21 protein-coding genes are annotated in these 17,438 nt (G+C 48.8%); 12 read left to right on the forward strand and 9 right to left on the reverse strand.

Annotation, left to right across the window (positions count from 1 at the left end; all coding sequences use genetic code 11):
* From xni to queF, 4 genes are all read right to left on the reverse strand, one after another.
* Window positions 1-813, reverse strand: coding sequence for a flap endonuclease Xni (xni, locus tag BLW68_RS16190; RefSeq protein WP_092795602.1), 813 nt, complete (start codon window positions 811-813; stop codon window positions 1-3).
* 1 nt (window position 814) lies between these two features.
* A complete protein-coding gene (ppnN, locus tag BLW68_RS16195; RefSeq protein WP_092795604.1) occupies window positions 815-2,173 on the reverse strand; it encodes a nucleotide 5'-monophosphate nucleosidase PpnN in 1,359 nt (452 codons plus the stop codon).
* A gap of 33 nt (window positions 2,174-2,206) precedes the next feature.
* The gene (locus BLW68_RS16200; RefSeq protein ID WP_425438503.1) at window positions 2,207-3,766 is read right to left on the reverse strand and encodes a GGDEF domain-containing protein; all 1,560 of its coding nucleotides are present in this window, start codon (window positions 3,764-3,766) and stop codon (window positions 2,207-2,209) included.
* 450 nt (window positions 3,767-4,216) lie between these two features.
* Window positions 4,217-5,113, reverse strand: a complete 897-nt coding sequence (gene queF, locus BLW68_RS16205; protein WP_245728368.1) for an NADPH-dependent 7-cyano-7-deazaguanine reductase QueF — start codon at window positions 5,111-5,113, stop codon at window positions 4,217-4,219.
* Window positions 5,114-5,133: 20 nt separating this feature from the next.
* Between queF and syd the strand changes: the two genes are divergently transcribed.
* Entirely contained in the window at window positions 5,134-5,685 is a 552-nt protein-coding gene (gene syd / locus BLW68_RS16210) for a SecY-interacting protein (RefSeq protein ID WP_092795608.1), read from the forward strand.
* Here the strand turns inward: syd and BLW68_RS16215 are convergent.
* Window positions 5,670-6,449, reverse strand: coding sequence for a Zn-ribbon-containing protein (locus BLW68_RS16215; protein ID WP_092795610.1), 780 nt, complete (start codon window positions 6,447-6,449; stop codon window positions 5,670-5,672). The two genes, syd and BLW68_RS16215, sit on opposite strands and share 16 nt — an antisense overlap.
* 2 nt (window positions 6,450-6,451) lie before the next feature.
* Entirely contained in the window at window positions 6,452-6,742 is a 291-nt protein-coding gene (locus BLW68_RS16220) for a hypothetical protein (RefSeq protein ID WP_092795613.1), read from the reverse strand.
* 175 nt (window positions 6,743-6,917) lie between these two features.
* Between BLW68_RS16220 and BLW68_RS16225 the strand changes: the two genes are divergently transcribed.
* On the forward strand, window positions 6,918-7,277 hold the full coding sequence (locus tag BLW68_RS16225) for a DUF3192 domain-containing protein (RefSeq protein WP_092795615.1): 360 nt from the start codon (window positions 6,918-6,920) through the stop codon (window positions 7,275-7,277).
* Window positions 7,278-7,313: 36 nt separating this feature from the next.
* Here BLW68_RS16225 and BLW68_RS16230 read toward each other — a convergent pair whose 3' ends face one another.
* The gene (locus tag BLW68_RS16230) at window positions 7,314-7,832 is read right to left on the reverse strand and encodes a DUF1569 domain-containing protein (protein ID WP_092795778.1); all 519 of its coding nucleotides are present in this window, start codon (window positions 7,830-7,832) and stop codon (window positions 7,314-7,316) included.
* A gap of 165 nt (window positions 7,833-7,997) precedes the next feature.
* Between BLW68_RS16230 and BLW68_RS16235 the strand changes: the two genes are divergently transcribed.
* The 10 genes from BLW68_RS16235 (at window position 7,998) to rpoS (ending at window position 15,559) form a co-directional block, all read left to right on the forward strand.
* Complete coding sequence (locus BLW68_RS16235) at window positions 7,998-8,651, forward strand: hypothetical protein (protein ID WP_092795617.1); 654 nt, start codon at window positions 7,998-8,000, stop codon at window positions 8,649-8,651.
* A 73-nt stretch (window positions 8,652-8,724) separates the two neighbouring features.
* Entirely contained in the window at window positions 8,725-9,024 is a 300-nt protein-coding gene (gene ftsB / locus BLW68_RS16240) for a cell division protein FtsB (protein ID WP_092795619.1), read from the forward strand.
* Entirely contained in the window at window positions 9,017-9,709 is a 693-nt protein-coding gene (ispD, locus tag BLW68_RS16245; protein ID WP_092795621.1) for a 2-C-methyl-D-erythritol 4-phosphate cytidylyltransferase, read from the forward strand. The genes ftsB and ispD overlap by 8 nt, the downstream gene beginning before the upstream one ends.
* Window positions 9,709-10,188 carry a 2-C-methyl-D-erythritol 2,4-cyclodiphosphate synthase gene (gene ispF, locus BLW68_RS16250; RefSeq protein ID WP_092795623.1) on the forward strand — a complete coding sequence of 160 codons (480 nt, stop codon included), beginning with the start codon at window positions 9,709-9,711 and terminating at the stop codon, window positions 10,186-10,188. The genes ispD and ispF overlap by 1 nt, the downstream gene beginning before the upstream one ends.
* Window positions 10,185-11,228 (forward strand): tRNA pseudouridine(13) synthase TruD, encoded by a 1,044-nt coding sequence (truD, locus tag BLW68_RS16255; RefSeq protein ID WP_092795625.1) that lies wholly within the window; start codon window positions 10,185-10,187, stop codon window positions 11,226-11,228. The genes ispF and truD overlap by 4 nt, the downstream gene beginning before the upstream one ends.
* A 4-nt stretch (window positions 11,229-11,232) precedes the next feature.
* Entirely contained in the window at window positions 11,233-11,985 is a 753-nt protein-coding gene (gene surE / locus BLW68_RS16260; RefSeq protein ID WP_092795627.1) for a 5'/3'-nucleotidase SurE, read from the forward strand.
* A 1-nt stretch (window position 11,986) separates the two neighbouring features.
* Window positions 11,987-12,625, forward strand: a complete 639-nt coding sequence (locus BLW68_RS16265; protein ID WP_092795629.1) for a protein-L-isoaspartate(D-aspartate) O-methyltransferase — start codon at window positions 11,987-11,989, stop codon at window positions 12,623-12,625.
* 13 nt (window positions 12,626-12,638) lie between these two features.
* Window positions 12,639-13,541: a DUF368 domain-containing protein gene (locus BLW68_RS16270; protein WP_092795631.1), complete on the forward strand. Its 903-nt coding sequence runs from the start codon at window positions 12,639-12,641 to the stop codon at window positions 13,539-13,541.
* A gap of 68 nt (window positions 13,542-13,609) precedes the next feature.
* Entirely contained in the window at window positions 13,610-14,482 is an 873-nt protein-coding gene (locus tag BLW68_RS16275; protein ID WP_245728369.1) for a peptidoglycan DD-metalloendopeptidase family protein, read from the forward strand.
* A gap of 84 nt (window positions 14,483-14,566) precedes the next feature.
* A complete protein-coding gene (gene rpoS / locus BLW68_RS16280) occupies window positions 14,567-15,559 on the forward strand; it encodes an RNA polymerase sigma factor RpoS (protein WP_092795635.1) in 993 nt (330 codons plus the stop codon).
* Window positions 15,560-15,594: 35 nt separating this feature from the next.
* Here rpoS and BLW68_RS16285 read toward each other — a convergent pair whose 3' ends face one another.
* Entirely contained in the window at window positions 15,595-16,239 is a 645-nt protein-coding gene (locus BLW68_RS16285; RefSeq protein ID WP_092795638.1) for a GntR family transcriptional regulator, read from the reverse strand.
* Window positions 16,239-17,408, reverse strand: coding sequence for a benzoate/H(+) symporter BenE family transporter (locus BLW68_RS16290; RefSeq protein WP_092795640.1), 1,170 nt, complete (start codon window positions 17,406-17,408; stop codon window positions 16,239-16,241). Before BLW68_RS16290 ends, BLW68_RS16285 begins: the two co-directional genes overlap by 1 nt.
* Window positions 17,409-17,438: the final 30 nt, after the last annotated feature.

The raw sequence follows: 17,438 nt of genomic DNA on the forward strand, positions 1-17,438 counted from the left end.
TCAGGCGCTAACCACTGGTTGGATCCGCATATCCTGCAGGTTTAGCCCCAGCTGTACATCGGTTTTTAATGCCAGAATTTGCATAAAAACTTTAATTTGTTCTTTATGCTGCAGAATCTTTTCGCGCAATTTTTTATGGCAATCCGGGTGTTCCAGTGCTTCGGTCAGCGTAGCCCCCAGCGCCAGCAGATCATGGGCGCCCTTGGGGCCAATGCCATTTACGCCGGGAATATTGTTGGTGCTGTCACCCACCAGGCTCCAGTAACGCACCAGTTGAGTGGTGCTGACACCAAACTTTTGCTGCACCGCTGCTTCGGTTTGGTGCTGGCGGGCAAAGGCATCGTAAATTTGAATATGCTGGCTTAGCAGTGGTAAAAAACCTTTGTCGGTTGACACTATGGTAACCTGCTGGCCGTGTTGCGCCAGCTTTACGGCAATTGATGCAATAATATCATCAGCTTCATATTCATCCTGTTGCACGCTGTCAAAGCCAAGGGTCTTGGCACATTGCTGTAGTCCGGGCAGGGCATCTGCCAGAATGGTTGGCATTGGTTTACGGTTCGCTTTGTATTCAGCATACAGCGTTTTACGCCACAGGCTGTTGCGTCCGTCAAATACCAGTACAGCGTGGCTTGGTGCTAATTCTTGCTGTAATCTTGCCAGTGCCTGACGCAGCATATTTTCTGTATTACGAATGATCTGAGTTTTGGTGCCCTCAGCAACTTCGTCGGTTACAGGCAGATATGGCCGCTCCTGCACGGCGTAAAGCCGGCGTATCAGGTTCAGCGCATCAATTAACAGCAAGTGTGCCATGTTAGCGTACTACCTTGTAACAGGGTTCATATTTGCTGCCTGGCAGCTTCATTCTGCCCTGGTCTACAAAAGCCTGTAATAGCGTATCCATCATTTGCATCAGTTTGGGCTCACCGCTTATCTGGAAAGGGCCATGTTGGCGAATGGCTTTAATACCTTCGTCTTTGACATTACCGGCAACAATACCGGAGAAGGCCCGGCGAAGGTTAGCCGCCAGTGTTGCGCTGTCCTGGCCCAGGTGCAAGTCCAGTGCGGCCATATTCTGATGATTCGGGATAAAAGGCTGCTGAAAGTCCGGTTCTATCTGCAGTGTCCAGTTAAAGTGGTAGGCGTCACCGACAGATTTACGGTAATGCCGTACCTCGGCAGCGGCCAGCTTCAGCTTACGCGCTACTGCGGGGGCATCATCAATAATAATTTCAATCAGTTCTAATGCTGCACTACCCAGGGTATTTTCGATAAAACTGGCAATTTCGCCAAAGTAAGCCTCGCTTTGCTTTGGCCCGGTTAAAATAATAGGTAATGTCTGCTGCTGGTTCTCTTCGTGCAGCATAATGCCAAGCAGATATAGCAGTTCTTCTGCGGTACCTGCGCCGCCAGGAAAAATAATAATGCCGTGTGCTACCCGGACAAAAGCTTCCAGCCGTTTTTCGATATCCGGCAGGATCACCAGCTCGTTAACGATAGGGTTTGGTGGTTCGGCAGCAATAATGCTCGGCTCTGTCAGGCCAAGGTAGCGGCCGCTGCTAATGCGTTGTTTATTGTGGCCGATGGTGGCGCCTTTCATCGGGCCTTTCATGGCGCCAGGACCACAGCCGGTGCAAATATCCATGCCACGCAGCCCAAGTTCATAGCCTACTTCTTTGGTGTATTTATATTCCACTTCATTAATAGAGTGGCCGCCCCAGCAAACAATCATATTAGGCTCGTTACTGGCGCCAATAACACGGGCGTTGCGCAAAATATCAAATACGGTGTGAGTAATATGATCGCTGTTGTTTAGATCCAGCCAGCTTTTACTGCTTTGTAAGCGGCTGTGATAAAACAGAATATCGCGCAGTACGGCAAACAGGTGCTCGTGTATACCTTTGATAATCTTACCGTCAACAAAGGCGCTGTGCGGCGGATTAAATAATTCAATTTTAATGCCGCGTTCGCGGCTGATCAGATTAACGGCAAAATCGCTGAACTGCTCATAAATTTCGGCTGAGCTGTCGGTGTGGCTACCCACATTCAGCACTGCCAAACAGCAGTTACGAAATAAACGGAAGGCTTCTTGCTGGGTATTTTGCTTTAAATGGTCAACTTCCAGCTGTGATAATAAATCCATAGACCCAAGTGGGTTCAACTGCACATGCATATGTGCTCCTTTATATATTAGGTTAATGCCGTGTCAGGAGGCAGGTTTAAGAATAACTTTATCACGGCCTGCTTTTTTGGCTTCGTACAGCGCTTCATCGGCACGATCAAAAGCACTGCGATTGGTGTCTTGTTCTGTAAATCGGGTCGCGCCAAATGAAATGGTAATAGGCACATTTACATTTTTGAATTTAAAAGGGATTTTACCAATTTTTTCCCTTAAGGCGTTAAGCCGCTTTTCCAGTTCGGCTAACTCGGTTTCCGGAAATAGCATAATAAACTCTTCACCACCGTAACGGGCGATAAAATCAGTTTCGCGCAGGTTAAGTTTCAGCGTTTTAGCAATCACTTTCAGCGTTTTATCACCGGCGCTGTGGCCGTAGCTGTCATTAATATTTTTAAAATGGTCAACATCTGCCAATACCACACAAAGCGGCTTTTTATAGCGCTGCCAGCGTTTAATTTCTAATTGGTAGCGCTCATCAAAGGCCGCGCGGTTAGGTATTTCTGTTAGTGCATCTTGCAGGCTGCGGAAATTTTGCTCGGCAATGCGCTTTTTAAAGGTGCCGGCATCTGTTTCCAGCTCGCCCAGACGCTGTTCCATACTGCCAAGCGTTAACAGCAATTGTTGCCGTTCCTGCTGTTCCAGCTGCTCTTTTTCACGTAATGATCCGGTAATAGCAGTTAACTTATCACTGACCAGTAATTTTAACTGTTCCAGCGACGTGGCCTTTTGGCTGACATGGCTAAGATGATCAATTTGCAACTCAATTTGTTGATTCAGCACCAGCATTTTTTGTTTCAGATCGGTCGATGCACTTAACGACGATACCACTGATTGTTGCACGCTGGTCAGGGCATCATTGAGTTTTAATAAAAAATGTTCAGCCGACTGACGCTCGCGATTAATACTGCTGATAATAATGCCGATGGTTTTTAAGCAAGCTTCCAGCAGGGCATCAATGGGCAGTTTGCCCAGCAAACTCAGCCTAATTTCATCAATTTCGGCAGCGCTTTCTTCGGCAAACGCCAGCTCGCTCAGCAGGTTGGTTAACTCGACACTAATTTGGCGGCAAATATGGCCGTAGCGTACGTCATCATCGTCATCGCTGTTGGCCAGTTGTTGTTTGGCTTGCAGCACGTTTTGATACAGCTTGGTCAGTTCAGTGAGATGCGGTAAAAATGCATGCACCGTAGCAGAAGGTTGGCCGACTTTACCCAATAACAGGCGTAAATCGCGACGCAGCTGATCCGGCAGGCCTTTTTGTTGCTGCAGCAGCTTACCTGCATCTGCCAGGCCCTGCTGCATGCTTTGAATATCGGCCTGATGCCTTGATTCTAACAGCTTAAGATTGTCGCTGGTGGCTTCAATAAACGGCAGCAGTTTTTCCAGATCGGTGCCACGGTTTAGTTCGGTTCGCAATTTTGCCAACCGGTTATCTAAATCGACATCAACCCCTTTGCACGCCAGGGACAGCCGTGAGACAAACTGGGCCAGAATTTTAAACTGGGCTTCATAGGTATCTTCCAACGCTTTACGTGCTTTAAGCGCATTGGCCAGTTGTTTTTGTGTGTCGTCTTGCAAGACTACCACCTGAAGGTTTGCTGTTAAATCTATGTTTAGATTTAAGTATATCGGCAAAAGTAATAAATGCGATCACTGTTTTAAGCAAAATGCCTTAGCAGATAAAAAACAGCAGGCCCGAAGGCCTGCTGTAGCAGGGGATTTATCTTTATTATTGTCCGGTTTACTTTTTACACAGGTAATAAGGTAACCAGGTTTGTTCTTCAGCAGAGGTCAGATGTTGCATAATCAGCATTCCTTGTTGGAACTACTGTCTGGCAGTCCGTCTGCCAGACGCTGCATATTTAAACAGAAAATATTAGTTTTTGAAAGTCAACCTGTAATGTTTCCGTGCTTATTTCAGGTTTTATAGGCTTTTTGCTGTTAATTTAAATTTACAGATTTTTATTCCATTGATTTGCTTGGTGTTTATTTTTGGGGTTTTTTTGGCTTTGAAAGTATTCTTGTAATATTACATGGTTATTGTCGGCTTAAGCGAATTGCCGGTGGGGTGCAGGGTTCACTGGCACGCCAGGGGTTAATATCCAACCCGCCGCGACGGGTATAGCGGGCATAAACACACAAAAAGCTGGGCTGACAATGCGACCAGATGTCGCTGAAGATACGCTCGACACATTGTTCATGAAACTCGTTGTGGCTGCGAAAGCTGATTAAATAACGTAACAGGGCTGCGTGATCCAGCGCTTTGCCACGGTAATGGATATAAACACTGGCCCAATCGGGTTGAGAGGTAATTAAACAATTCGATTTAAGTAAGTGTGAGTGCAGTTTCTCTTCAACAATATCGGCATCAGTTTGGGTTTGCAGTAAGCTGGCATCATAGTGGTACTGGGTAATTTCAATATCCAGATCATCAATACAGCGCCCTGGGATCCAGGTAGGCTGAAACGCCATAATCTCATTAACGTTATGCAGGCTGACTTTTACCGTTTTACCGGCACAGGCCGATAAATCGCGCTGCAAATGTTGATACACCTGGCCCAGATCAGCAAAGCGGCTTTGGTTAAAACTGTTGAGGTACAACTTAAAAGACTTGGATTCAATCAAGTTTGCTGAATCGTAAGGCACCACAAAAGTAGCCAACGCTACCATAGGTTTACCTTTGGCATTAAGCCAGGACAACTCATAACCGTGCCAGATGTCCTGACCAACAAAAGGTAAGGCTGCTGATGCCAGACCAATGTCATCCCGGCCCAGGCTGCGCGGTACTGCCTGCAATAAGCTGGCATCATACTGATCGGCATAGGCGGTTACTTTACCAAGGCTTAATCCGGCAAGAAGTTCTGAGTGGCTGCTGGTCATGTCTGTTTTTGTCATCACGGCGTAGTTAGCGTTACAATGGTGCAAGTTTATCATAAAGTTTGATGGAAGGTCGCGTGGCCCTGGCAACGAATTACAGTCAATTTATTCAGCGTGCGGTACTGTGGCATCAGCAGCAACAGCTGACATTAACCACCTGGGCTGATCCCAAAAGCCCGTCCCCCTGCCAGGTGGCAGAGGCTGTGGGCGACAAGGTGCAATGGCAGCCGGTATTGCAGCAGCCGCCTGCTGATTTTTCGAATGTTGAGCGGGCACTTGAGCTGGAGTTACACCCTGATATCAAAAGCTTTTATCAGATGCAGTATGGTGCGGGTCTGGCCGCTGAGCATAGCCGTGGCAAGCTGTTGCTGCTAATGGTATGGAACAGCGATGATGTAAAGCGGCTGCAGGAAAACATTATCGGCCATATTATTATGAAACGGCGGTTAAAACAGCGCGAAACGGTGTTTTTTGCTACCACTGAAGATGATGATATTTTGCTGTCGGTACTTAACAGCACAGGTGAAGTGTTTGTAGAGCATGTAGGGCAGGAAGTAAAAGAAAAACTGGCCGAAAGCCTGGCTGATTTTATCAGCCAGCTGGCACCTTGTAGTTACGACGGGCTTTGACAATCCCAGGCAATATTACCCAGCAAACGGCAGTTATCGCATTTAAAGTCGAATAACTGCTGTAATGGCTGCTTTAAGCGCCAGTTTCCACCGCAGCCGGGGCAGGGTTTATCCGGCTCTTTTTCACAGTTATTACTGCTGCCACTGTACAACGCATAGTACACCGCTGTGTTATTAGCCCGTTCCAACTGGCGTGCCAGTTGCCGGCCCTGTTTATTTAATCTGCTGTTTAGCTGCTGCAAGCTGCGTTCTGCACTTTTAACCAGTACCCGCGTTTGCTGCATTTGTATTTCGTCCAGCGCTTGATACTGCAGCTGCCAGCGAATAAGCTTTTCATGATCTGCCGCTTCTGTGTTTAGCAGATATAACGGCACTGGCGCAAAATGTTCACCGCAGCGAACCGGTGAGCAGGTGTCATTAAAGCGGCTGTACAGAATATAAAAATCGGCGCTGTGACAGGGATCGGTATGCTGCGACATCAGATCCATACCCAGAATATGTACTTGCGGATAAGCCAGGCCTGCCGGAGCTAATTGCTGCAGAGCATCCAGGCCTTTGTCACTGTGGTGTTTTTGTTGTAAAGCCTGCTCATCCGGCAACACTATGCGGCTGTTAAAGCTGTCTTGCTGCCAGGCGGTTGGAAATTCCCGCCCCAGCACCTGGCCATTAAATATCAGGGTTTCAATATAGCGGCGAATAGCACTTTCAGCGCTGGTAAAGTCGGTATCAGCAATGACCTTAAACTGCAGTTCAGCCAGATACATGGCTATTTATCCAGCTTGCTTAACAGTAAATCCAGCTTGGCTTCAATGCGCGCCAGAGTTTGCGCCAGGGTGTTGTCTGAGCATTCAGTTGTGGCAAGCACTGGTGCGGGCTCCTGGCTTGGGGCGGTATCATCTAATATCGGGTTGTTCCGCCACTGCTGGTAGGCGGCAAATAACTGTTGTGGCGCGATACGCCCGGCTAAACGGGCACGAAATAACGCCAGGCTGGGCGTTTTGCCTTCACGTTGCAGCTGGGCGGCAACTTGTTGTAACAGTTGTACGGGATCTGTCATGGCTTTTGCCTGTTTGACTAACTAATAGCGAAATTTACCACTAAGCGCCGACAGATAGTAGCGGTAATTTTATAAGTGTATGTTTTATATTGTTTTAATCTGTGGCATGGCATTTGCTGGGATAATTACAGGCCGCTGCTGCGGCTGATTATTAAAACAACACAGGAAAATCATTATGTTAGCAAAAGTATTTGTGGCCGCGGCCTTGGCAGTTACCTTATCAGGATGTGTGATTGCAGTGGGAGGCAAGCACGAGTTGAATGATGATAGCAGTTGGAAGAAAACCCAGCAGTATAATCAGGAACAGATTAACCGGCTGGCCCTGAATACTAGCGCAGAAGACGTACGCACTTTATTGGGGACGCCCGATTTTACTGAGTCGTTTAATAAAGACGGTGAAACGGTGCAAGTACTGTTTTATCGCACTCATCATGTAAAAAGTGATGGTAAAACCACTAAAGATGAATGCACGCCGCTTATTTTTAAGCAAAACAAACTCAGTGGCTGGGGCGACAAAGCCTATCAGTATCTGTAACGCGTGCCCCGGCGGCCTCACCCGCCGGGTATAGCGTTAGCTTAGTGTAATTTCCTGCAGGTGATTTTGCACATGCAGGTAATGCGCACTGTAATATTGTGCTTTGGTCAAATTGCCATAAGCAAAATGCGGCGCTAAATCGCCTTGCCAGGCAATAAACAATTCAATTTCGGTTACCAGTTCGGCCAGTGCTACGTCGTTAGGTACGGCATCTACCAATTTGGGCGCGCCGGGAATAGGCTCATCCAGTGGATGCGACATGGTGCCGCTGGCTGAGAATACATTTAATGCAGCCGCGCCTGCAGTGTACTGAAACAAAGCTGATTTTGCCTGCGGGTAGCCAAGGCGAGAGTAGCGGATACTTTGTGCCAGATGCTGAAACACTTGGCTGACACTCCAGTTGCCATGGCTGGTCAGTTTAGCTGCCGGTAAACGTTTTAATTGCGCCAGCAGTTCATCCAGCGGGTAGTGCCGTGCCATAGCCACCACTTTAGTGCCAAATGCCGCTGCCAGCGGTGCGCCAACGGCGGTTAAAAGAAATTTGCGTCGGTTCATCTGGTAATCCGTATTGCCTGCAGCATTGCGTAGCGAGTGCAGTTGAGTAAGCATGCAGTAACGCTACCTTTTTTGTACTTTTTTCGCTATAAAAACGACGGAATTATTATGCATATCCCACGGATTTGCTTTTACAAGCGCCGGGCGATTGGCTAACATCTGGCCATGATTGATGCCGTTAGCAACCAACCCCACTTCTGGCAGGTGTCCAGAGACAACCAGACTTATACTGAGCTGTGTAACGCTTTGTATGAGCGTGAACTGCTGCGCTTATCGCAGCTTAGCACTGAGCAGTTGTTGCGCCTGCCCAATCGTTTAGCCAGCCTGCCATTTTATATCCGCCGGGCCGCCAGCAATATATTGCAACAAAATACCACGCTGCAGTTAGACAGCCAGAATGCGTCCTGGTATCACAAACAGGCAGCAAATTGCCCGGCACGTAAACAACAGGCCGATCCTATCGACGCGTTCTATAGCAAATATGCTAAACCCGGTTTGATAGTGCCGGTGTACATAACTCAACTGACACACGAGCAGATAGTGCTTGATAGCGTAGATGAAGTCGATTTTATTGAACAACGTTTACACTGCAATGAACATGGGTGGTTTAGTTTTTCCGGCACACCGCTGGCGCAGGAAAACAGTGATAAATTTGTCTTAAAACCCGCCAAGGCCATTATGACAGCGGCTTGCTGTGGCCATCAGTGGTTAAATGGTGACAAAAAGCCGCCACGTTTGCTTAGCCTGCGCGAACTGTTACTGGCCAGCCGGTTAAACTGGCAAAATTTTGCCAAACCTTTACCGGCAATGTTAGCCTGATGTTGGTATTCCTGCTTTGCAATCGGGGGCAGAGGCTTCATAATGGCCGCAGTCTGTTTAATGAAGCTGTATTATGCGAATACTCACTTTACTGCTGGTAATTGTGCTGGGCTTGCTGCAATACCGTTTGTGGTTGGGCCAGCACAGTATTGCCGATTACATTCGTTTGCAAGAAGAGCTGCGTACCCAGCAAGCCAGTAATCTGGAGCTGGAAAAGCGTAACCGTTTATTAAAAGCCGACGTTACCGACTTGCAGCAGGGGCTGGAAGCGATTGAAGAGCGCGCCCGCAATGAGTTGGGCCTAATTAAGCAAGACGAAGTATTCTTCCGTTTATTCAGCCAGGCAGAGCCGGGTAAAACATTTAATGACTAACCTTAATTATCCCGCCATTGCCGCCATAGTGCCCGCTGCGGGCGTTGGCAAACGCATGCAGGCAGATCGGCCCAAGCAATATCTGGTTTTGCACGGTAAAACTATTTTGGAACACAGTGTTGCCAGATTGCAGTCGGTTGCTGGTGTTGAGCAAATCTGGCTGGCGCTGGCAGCAGATGACCCCTATTTTGATGCTACCGCGTTAAGCCACAGTAATGTTATCCGGGTTAAAGGTGGCGATGAGCGTATGCATTCTGTGCTCAGTGCGCTGAATTTTGTTGATGAACATCAGTACCCCTGGGTGCTGGTACACGATGCGGCCCGGCCGTTGGTACGTCAAACGGATATTGAGCTGCTTATTCAGCGTTGTTTAGCCAGGGGAGAGGGCGGCATTTTGGCCTGCCGTGTGCGCGATACGATGAAACGCGGCGAATTAATGGTGGCAGAAACGGTAAGCCGCGAACATTTATGGCATGCACTGACACCGCAGTTTTTTCCTACCGCGTTATTAAAAGCTGCTTTGCATGACGCCATTAGTGCCGGGGTACACATTACTGACGAAGCTTCCGCCATGGAATGGGCTGGCCACAGTGTGCTGCTGGTTGAAGGCCACAGCGACAATATTAAAATTACCCAGCCAGCCGATTTAGCCCTGGCTGCGTTTTATCTGGAGCAAAGTAGTTAATGAATATGCGTATTGGTCACGGCTTTGATGTACACGCCTTTGGTGGCGAAGGCCCGGTAACGCTGGGCGGCGTTAAAATTGAATATACGCAGGGCCTGCTGGCACATTCTGATGGTGATGTAGTGTTACATGCGTTATCTGATGCTTTACTTGGCGCAGTAGCGCTTGGCGATATTGGCCATCATTTTCCTGATACGGACGCTGCCTTTAAAGGTATAGATAGCCGGATATTACTGCGTAAAGTGTTTGCTGATGTCAGTGCGGCCGGTTATAAAATCGGTAATCTGGATATCACTATTATGGCGCAAGCGCCTAAAATGGCGCCGCATATTAATGCCATGCGCCAGTGTATTGCCGATGATTTAGCCTGCCAGTTGTCACAGGTAAATGTAAAAGCCACTACCACCGAAAAGCTGGGCTTTGTTGGCCGTAAAGAGGGTATAGCGGCAGAGGCCGTGGTACTGCTGGTTGGCGTATGACAACTGTACAACCATTAAGTTATCTGTACGGCGAGCCCGCAGCTACTGCGCTATTACGCCAGCACAGTAATGACTTTATTGTTGAAGAGCAGCTTAATTTCAGCCCCAGCGGTGCCGGTGAACATATTTTGCTGTATATCGAAAAAACCGGCCAAAATACTCAATATGTGGCTAAACAATTGGCAGAGCTTACCGGCTTGCGTGCCCGCGATATCAGTTATGCCGGTTTAAAAGACCGCCATGCGGTTACCCGGCAGTGGTTTTGTTTTAAATGGCCAATTAAGCAATCGCTGGACTGGCAAAGCTGGCAGCTTGAGGGCTGCACTGTGCTGGATGTGCAGCGCCACTACCGCAAACTGCGGTTAGGTGCACTTAAAGCTAATCTGTTTCAGATTTGCTTGCGTCAGGTGTCAGATATTGCTGATGTGCTAAAGCGTGCCACTTTACTCGGCCAGGGCGTGCCGAATTATTATGGTGAGCAGCGTTTTGGTATTAACGGTGGCAATCTGGCGTTAGCGCAGCAGCTGTTTAATGGCCAGAGTATTACTGATCGTAAACTGCGGGGCCTGGCATTATCCGCTGCCCGCTCTTATGTGTTTAATCAGCAGGTTAGTGCCCGCATTAGTGCGGGGTTATTTAATACCGTACAACATGGTGATGTGCTGCAGCTAAATGGCTCTGGCTCGGTGTTTCGGGCGCCAGAGGCTGATGCTACTTTGCAGCAGCGTCTGCAACAGCAGGACTTGCATATTACCGCGGTGCTGGCGGGCATTGGTGAGCCAATGGTCAGTGGTGCCGCAGCAGAATTTGAGCAGCAGGTGCTTGCGCAGCACAGCGATCTGGTGCAGGGGCTGGAAGATTATCGTTTAAAAGCCGAACGGCGGGCGATACGGCTGCTGCCGCAGCAATTTACCGTGCAACAGCAAGGTAATGATTTAACGGTAAGCTTTGCATTACCGGCAGGTTGTTTTGCTACCAGTGTGCTCAGAGAGCTGCTGAAGTACCAGGATTGCGGCCGTAAAACCGTTGATATGGAGTAGCCAAATGCGAATTTTATTAAGTAACGATGATGGTGTGCATGCCAAAGGAATGCAGGTGTTGCAACAGGCATTAAGCCAGATTGCTGAAGTGACGACTGTCGGGCCTGATCGTAACTGTAGTGGTGCCAGTAATTCATTAACGCTGATAAACCCGTTACGGGTACAGCAAATGGAAAATGGCTTTTTATCGGTAAATGGCACACCGACAGACTGTGTGCATTTAGCCATCAGCCAGTTATTGGATTTCACGCCGGATCTGGTAGTAGCGGGTATTAACCATGGTGCTAACCTGGGCGATGACGTGCTGTATTCAGGTACTGTTGCCGCTGCCACTGAAGGGCGGCATTTAGGATTACCCGCTATTGCGGTTTCGTTGGCCGGACGCGATGAGGAGCATTTTGCCACGGCTGCTTATGTTACTGTGCAGGTGATTAAAAAGCTGAAGTCTCACCCGTTACCTGCAGATCAGATTTTAAATATTAATGTACCGGCGGTATCAATAGAACAGTTAAAAGGCATTCAGGTTACCCGTCTGGGCCGGCGCCATAAAGCCGAAACCATGACCAGTGCTACCGATCCCTGGGGCAGAAAAATATACTGGTATGGCTCACTGGGGCCGGAACTGGATGCTGGTGAGGGCACTGATTTTTATGCCATAGCCAATGGTTATGCGTCTGTAACACCACTGCAAATTGATATGTCGGCCTATAAAAGTATGGATACCTTACGACAGTGGTTAGAGGGGATTAGCTTGTAATATGGCAGTAGCAACGTCACGCAGCGCCGCGGTACTGGCGCAAAAACTTCAGGCTGAGGGTATCCGCAATCCGCAGGTTCTGGCGGCTATAGCGCACACACCACGCCATCAGTTTGTTGAGGCCGTGCTGGCACATAAGGCTTATGAAAATACCGCACTGCCAATTGGCCAGGGCCAGACTATTTCTCAGCCTTATATTGTTGCCCGCATGACCGAATTATTATTGCAGGACAAAGCACCAGGTAAGGTATTAGAAATTGGTACCGGCTCAGGCTATCAAACTGCAATACTGGCCAGGCTGTTTTCGCATGTATGCAGTGTTGAGCGGATTAAAGCGTTACAGTTTCAGGCGAAGCGGCGCTTACAGCAACTGGATTTACACAACGTATCGATGAAACATGGTGATGGCTGGCAGGGCTGGCCCAGTAAAGCGCCATTTGACAGTATTATTGTTACTGCGGCCCCGGTTGAAGTGCCTGTAGCCTTATTACAGCAACTTACTGAGGGCGGCCGGTTAGTGATCCCGGTGGGATTACACGATCAGGTTTTACGGGTATACCAGCGTAATGGCGATGATTTTAGCAGCACGGACATTGAAGCGGTGCGTTTTGTGCCTCTTGTGCCGGGCGCACTGGCCTGATTAAGGAAAACTCATGCAATATATTCAGTGGATTATAAAAGGGCTGGCAATGGGGGCTGCTGATGTGGTGCCGGGTGTGTCAGGCGGTACTTTGGCTTTTATTCTGGGGGTTTATGAGCGTTTGCTGGCCGCCATTAGTAACTGCAATGTGCAGGCATTGCGTTTGCTTGGCCGTGGCAGAGTTGCCGCGCTGTGGCAGCATATTGATGGGACATTTTTACTCTGCTTGTTTGGCGGCATCTTTATCAGCATTTTTTCTCTGGCCGGCGTTATTAGCTATTTTCTTGAATATCGGCCCATTCCGTTATGGGCGCTGTTTAATGGCCTGATCCTGGCAGCATTACCCACGTTAATAAAAAGCCTGCGCTGGAGCTTACTACGGGCCGGGTTGTGTGTGCTGGGTGTGGCTTTTGCTGTATCAGTTGGTATGCTGGCACCACATGAACTTAACCCCGCCCCCTGGTTGTTCTTTATTGCCGGTGCGATAGCAATATGTGCGATGATACTGCCGGGTATATCCGGCAGTTTTATCTTGCTGATTTTAGGCATGTACGCTCCGGTATTGCTGGCGGTAACGGAACTACAATTTGGTGTACTGGCGCTGTTTCTGGCCGGCTGTATTTTTGGTTTACTGAGTTTTTCCCGTTTACTAAACTGGCTGTTGCAGCATTACCATGATGCTACGCTGGCGCTGTTAATTGGTGTGGTGATCGGCGCCTTTTACCGTATTTGGCCCTGGCAGGCAGAGCAGAAAATGTATCTGCCATGGCAGTATGCCAGGCAGGTAGGTGATGCAGATATCGGTATGGCATTAGTATGCCTGGTTGCTGGCGTAGGGATTATGTTAATGCTGTTAAATCTGGAAAAATGGTTTACTCTGCCTGCTACGGCGGAAAATGCGACGACGAAAGACTAAAGGAGGTTTTTATTCGTTGTACTAGCCACAGCTACCTGTATTACGCAACAGCACGTCCGGTCAGACTTTTGGCGCGTGCTTTCAGTCTGTGGTTAATATTGCTGGCAACGGTGTTAAGCGGTTGTTCTTCCCGTTCAACACCAGCACCGGTCAGTACACTGGAGCTGCGGGAAAATTTCTATCAGCAGCGTAACCGTGGTTCTTTATCTGCCAGCAGCTATACCGTGCAGCGCGGCGACACCCTCTATTCTATTGCTTTTCGTGCTGGTAAAGATGTGCGTGAACTGGCACGGCTGAATGCTATTGCCAGCCCTTATACTATTTACCCCGGACAGCAGCTTAAGCTAACCGGCGTGCCCCCACGGCAAATGGCTAAACCGGCAGCGAAGCCAGTGGCGACTAAACCCGTAACAAGTACCGCACAAAATACAAATAAGAATGATTCAAGCCAAGCAAAATCAAATAGTTCGGTAAAACCGGCTAAACCTGTTGCACCGAAAAATCAAACGGGTTATGTTCAGACCCATACAGCGCCGGAAAAAAAGGCGCAAAATCCTACCCTAACTGGGAACGTGGTGCAATGGCAGTGGCCGGTAAAAGGTAAAATAATTTCCGGTTTCTCGCATCAGCAACAGGGAAATAAAGGGGTTGATATTGCCGGGCGCGAAGGTGACAGAATAAATGCAGCGGCCAGCGGACAAGTAGTTTATGCCGGCAACGCGTTAAGAGGTTATGGTAATTTAATTATTATCAAGCACAATGACGATTACTTAAGTGCTTACGCGCATAACCGCAAGCTGCTGGTAACAGAAAGACAAATGGTTACTGCTGGACAGCAGATAGCCGAAATGGGCAGTACTGACGCTACCGATCCACGTTTGCACTTTGAGATCCGCTTTCGTGGCACCTCGGTAGACCCATTAAAATATTTACCAAAATAATAAGATCAAAAGCACAAGTAATATCAGGAATGCATACGATACGCCTTAGTTGGCTCCTGACCCTGTAGACGTGGGAGAAAGGATATGGGACAAAAGAGTGACGATGACGTTTTAGATTTTAAAGAAGATGAACTGATAGACGATGCTACGTTGCTGGAAGACGATGCAGAGCCGGATGTGGCCGATTTAACGGCTGAAGAAAGTGTGACTGAAGATGTTTTTGCCCGTGATGACAGCCATAAAACTATGGATGCAACACAAATTTATCTGGGTGAAATAGGGTTTTCGCCATTATTGTCTGCTGAAGAAGAGGTGTATTTTTCCCGTTTGGCATTAAAGGGCGATCAGGCAGCACGTAAACGTATGATAGAAAGCAATTTACGCTTAGTCGTTAAAATTGCCCGACGCTATATTAACCGTGGTTTAGCGTTACTGGATTTAATCGAAGAAGGTAACCTTGGCCTGATCCGCGCGGTGGAGAAATTTGATCCTGAACGCGGTTTTCGCTTTTCGACCTATGCCACCTGGTGGATCCGCCAGACCATAGAACGTGCCATTATGAACCAAACCCGCACCATCCGCCTGCCCATTCATGTCGTGAAAGAGCTGAATATATATCTGCGTGCTGCGCGGGAATTGTCACAAAAGCTGGATCACGAACCGACACCGGAAGAAATTGCCAGTGCGCTGGACAGGCCGGTGGAAGAAGTGCGCAAAATGCTGAAGTTAAATGAAAAAATAACCTCGGTAGATACGCCGGTAGCAGGCTCATCAGAAAAGCAGTTGCTTGATGTTATTGCTGATGAAAAAGAGCTGGGGCCGGAAACTGAGCTGCAGGATGAAGATATCCGCCAGCACTTAGTGGTATGGCTAAATGAGCTGAATCCAAAACAGCGTGAAGTACTGGCACGGCGTTTTGGTTTGCTTGGCTATGAACCTTCGACACTGGAAGATGTTGGCCATGAAATTGGTTTAACCCGGGAGCGGGTGCGGCAAATTCAGGTTGAAGCACTGCGGCGTTTACGTGAAATTGTGACCCATCAGGGACTAAACATAGAGACCCTGTTTCAGGATTGAGCCATGCTAAAACCTGATTAAAACCAAACAAGGCGCTATCTGGCGCCTTGTTGTTTTTGTAGCAACTGCACCAGCAGATTACCGGCCTCGGTAATATGGCTTACAAGCAATTTCCCGGCCTGCTCTGTGTCGCCCTGGCGCAATAAACTGAGTAATTCTGCATGTTCAGCGGCACTGGTATCGGCATAGGCCAAGGCTTGCTCCTGATACCCCAGATAGCGTGATACCTGCTGATGCAGTTGGTCCAGCAAGCGCAGTAAATGTGGCTTAGCGCAGCTTTGATACAATATACGGTGGAACTGCCAGTTTAATTCTCCGCGCTGATAAGGCGCCAGATGTTTATGCGCCGCAATATGGCCCAGTAAGTCTTCAGCCTGGCCAAGTTGGCTGAAACTCATATTGGCTGCGGCCAATTGCAGTGCCAGCGGCTCCAATTGTAAACGCAACAAACACAGCTCTTGTGCTTCAGTAACGCTAAAACCCGGCACCTGCATACCGGCTTTGCCATGCGGCTCCAGCCAGCCGTCACTCAATAACGCCTGTTGCACATCGCGTACCACTATACGGCTTACACCATAATGTTCTGCCAGTTGTTGCTGGGTAAGTACGGTACCCGGTGGCCAGTGCTGCAGCTGAATATGCTGTTTTAGCTGGTTGTAAAGCTGTTGCTTTTTCAGCATCAGTGGCTCCGGCGCAGGCCATTGATTATCAGCAGAGTTAAACCACCGGCAATAATGCCCCAGAATGCAGCTGCAACACCAAAGAAACTTACACCGCTGGCAGTAACCAACAGCGTAACGACAGCCGCTTCGCGGTGCTCGCCTTCAGCGGTAGCCACTGCCAGATTCGCACCAATGGTGCCCAGCAACGCCAGGCCAGCCAGCGCAGCAATCATTTCTTTAGGGAAAGCGGCAAACAGCGCCACCACAGTGGCGCCGGCCAAACCTGCCAGCAGGTAAAATACACCGGCAGCTATACCGGCGATATAACGTTTGTCTTTGTCCGGATGTGCTTCAGTGCCCGTGCAAATAGCCGCAGTAATGGCCGCCAGGTTAATGGAGAAAGCGCCCCAAGGGGCCAGCAGTAAGGTTGATAGGGCAGTGCTGCTGATAAGCGGTGACACCGGCGTTTGATAGCCGCTGGTACGGATCACCGCCACACCGGGGATATTCTGTGATGCCATAGTAACCAGCAGTAATGGCAGGCCAACACCGAGTAAGGCGCTGAGTGACCAATGCGGTGTTACCCATACCGGTGTGGTTAAGCTTAGCGTAACGGCACTGTAATTAAACTGGCCCTGTACCACTACACACAGTAGCCCTGTTAACAGTACCCACAAAATGGCATAGCGCGGCATAAAGCGTTTGGCCAGTAAATAACTGATACACATCAGGCCAACCAGTAATAACTGGCTTTGCAGTGAGGTAAAAATACTTAAGCCAAACTGCAGCAAAATACCTGCCAGCATGGCGCTGGCCAGTGGCAGCGGAATAAGCCGGGTTAACTTATCAAACCAACCGCTAAGGCCAATAATAACGCCAAGTGCCGCGGTAAATATAAATACACCTACTGCTTCATTAATGGTTAAGCCTTGTAGGCTGGTTGCTAAAAGGGCCGCGCCTGGGGTAGACCAGGCGGTAATAATGGGCGCTTTATAATACCAGGACAAACCAATACAGGTAGCAGCCATACCCAGGCCCAGCGCCAACAGCCAGGATGCCATTATCTCCTGCGTGGCACCGGCCGCAGCGGCAGCTTGCAGCACTATCGCTACCGAGCTGGCAAAGCCGACCAATACGGCAACAAACCCCGCGACTATGGCCGACAGGCTAAGATCTTTAATTGACATAAGTTAACTCAAACTAAAAAAGTATACCTA

It is taken from the genome of Rheinheimera pacifica (assembly GCF_900108485.1).
In the GTDB taxonomy this organism is placed as follows: domain Bacteria; phylum Pseudomonadota; class Gammaproteobacteria; order Enterobacterales; family Alteromonadaceae; genus Alishewanella; species Alishewanella pacifica.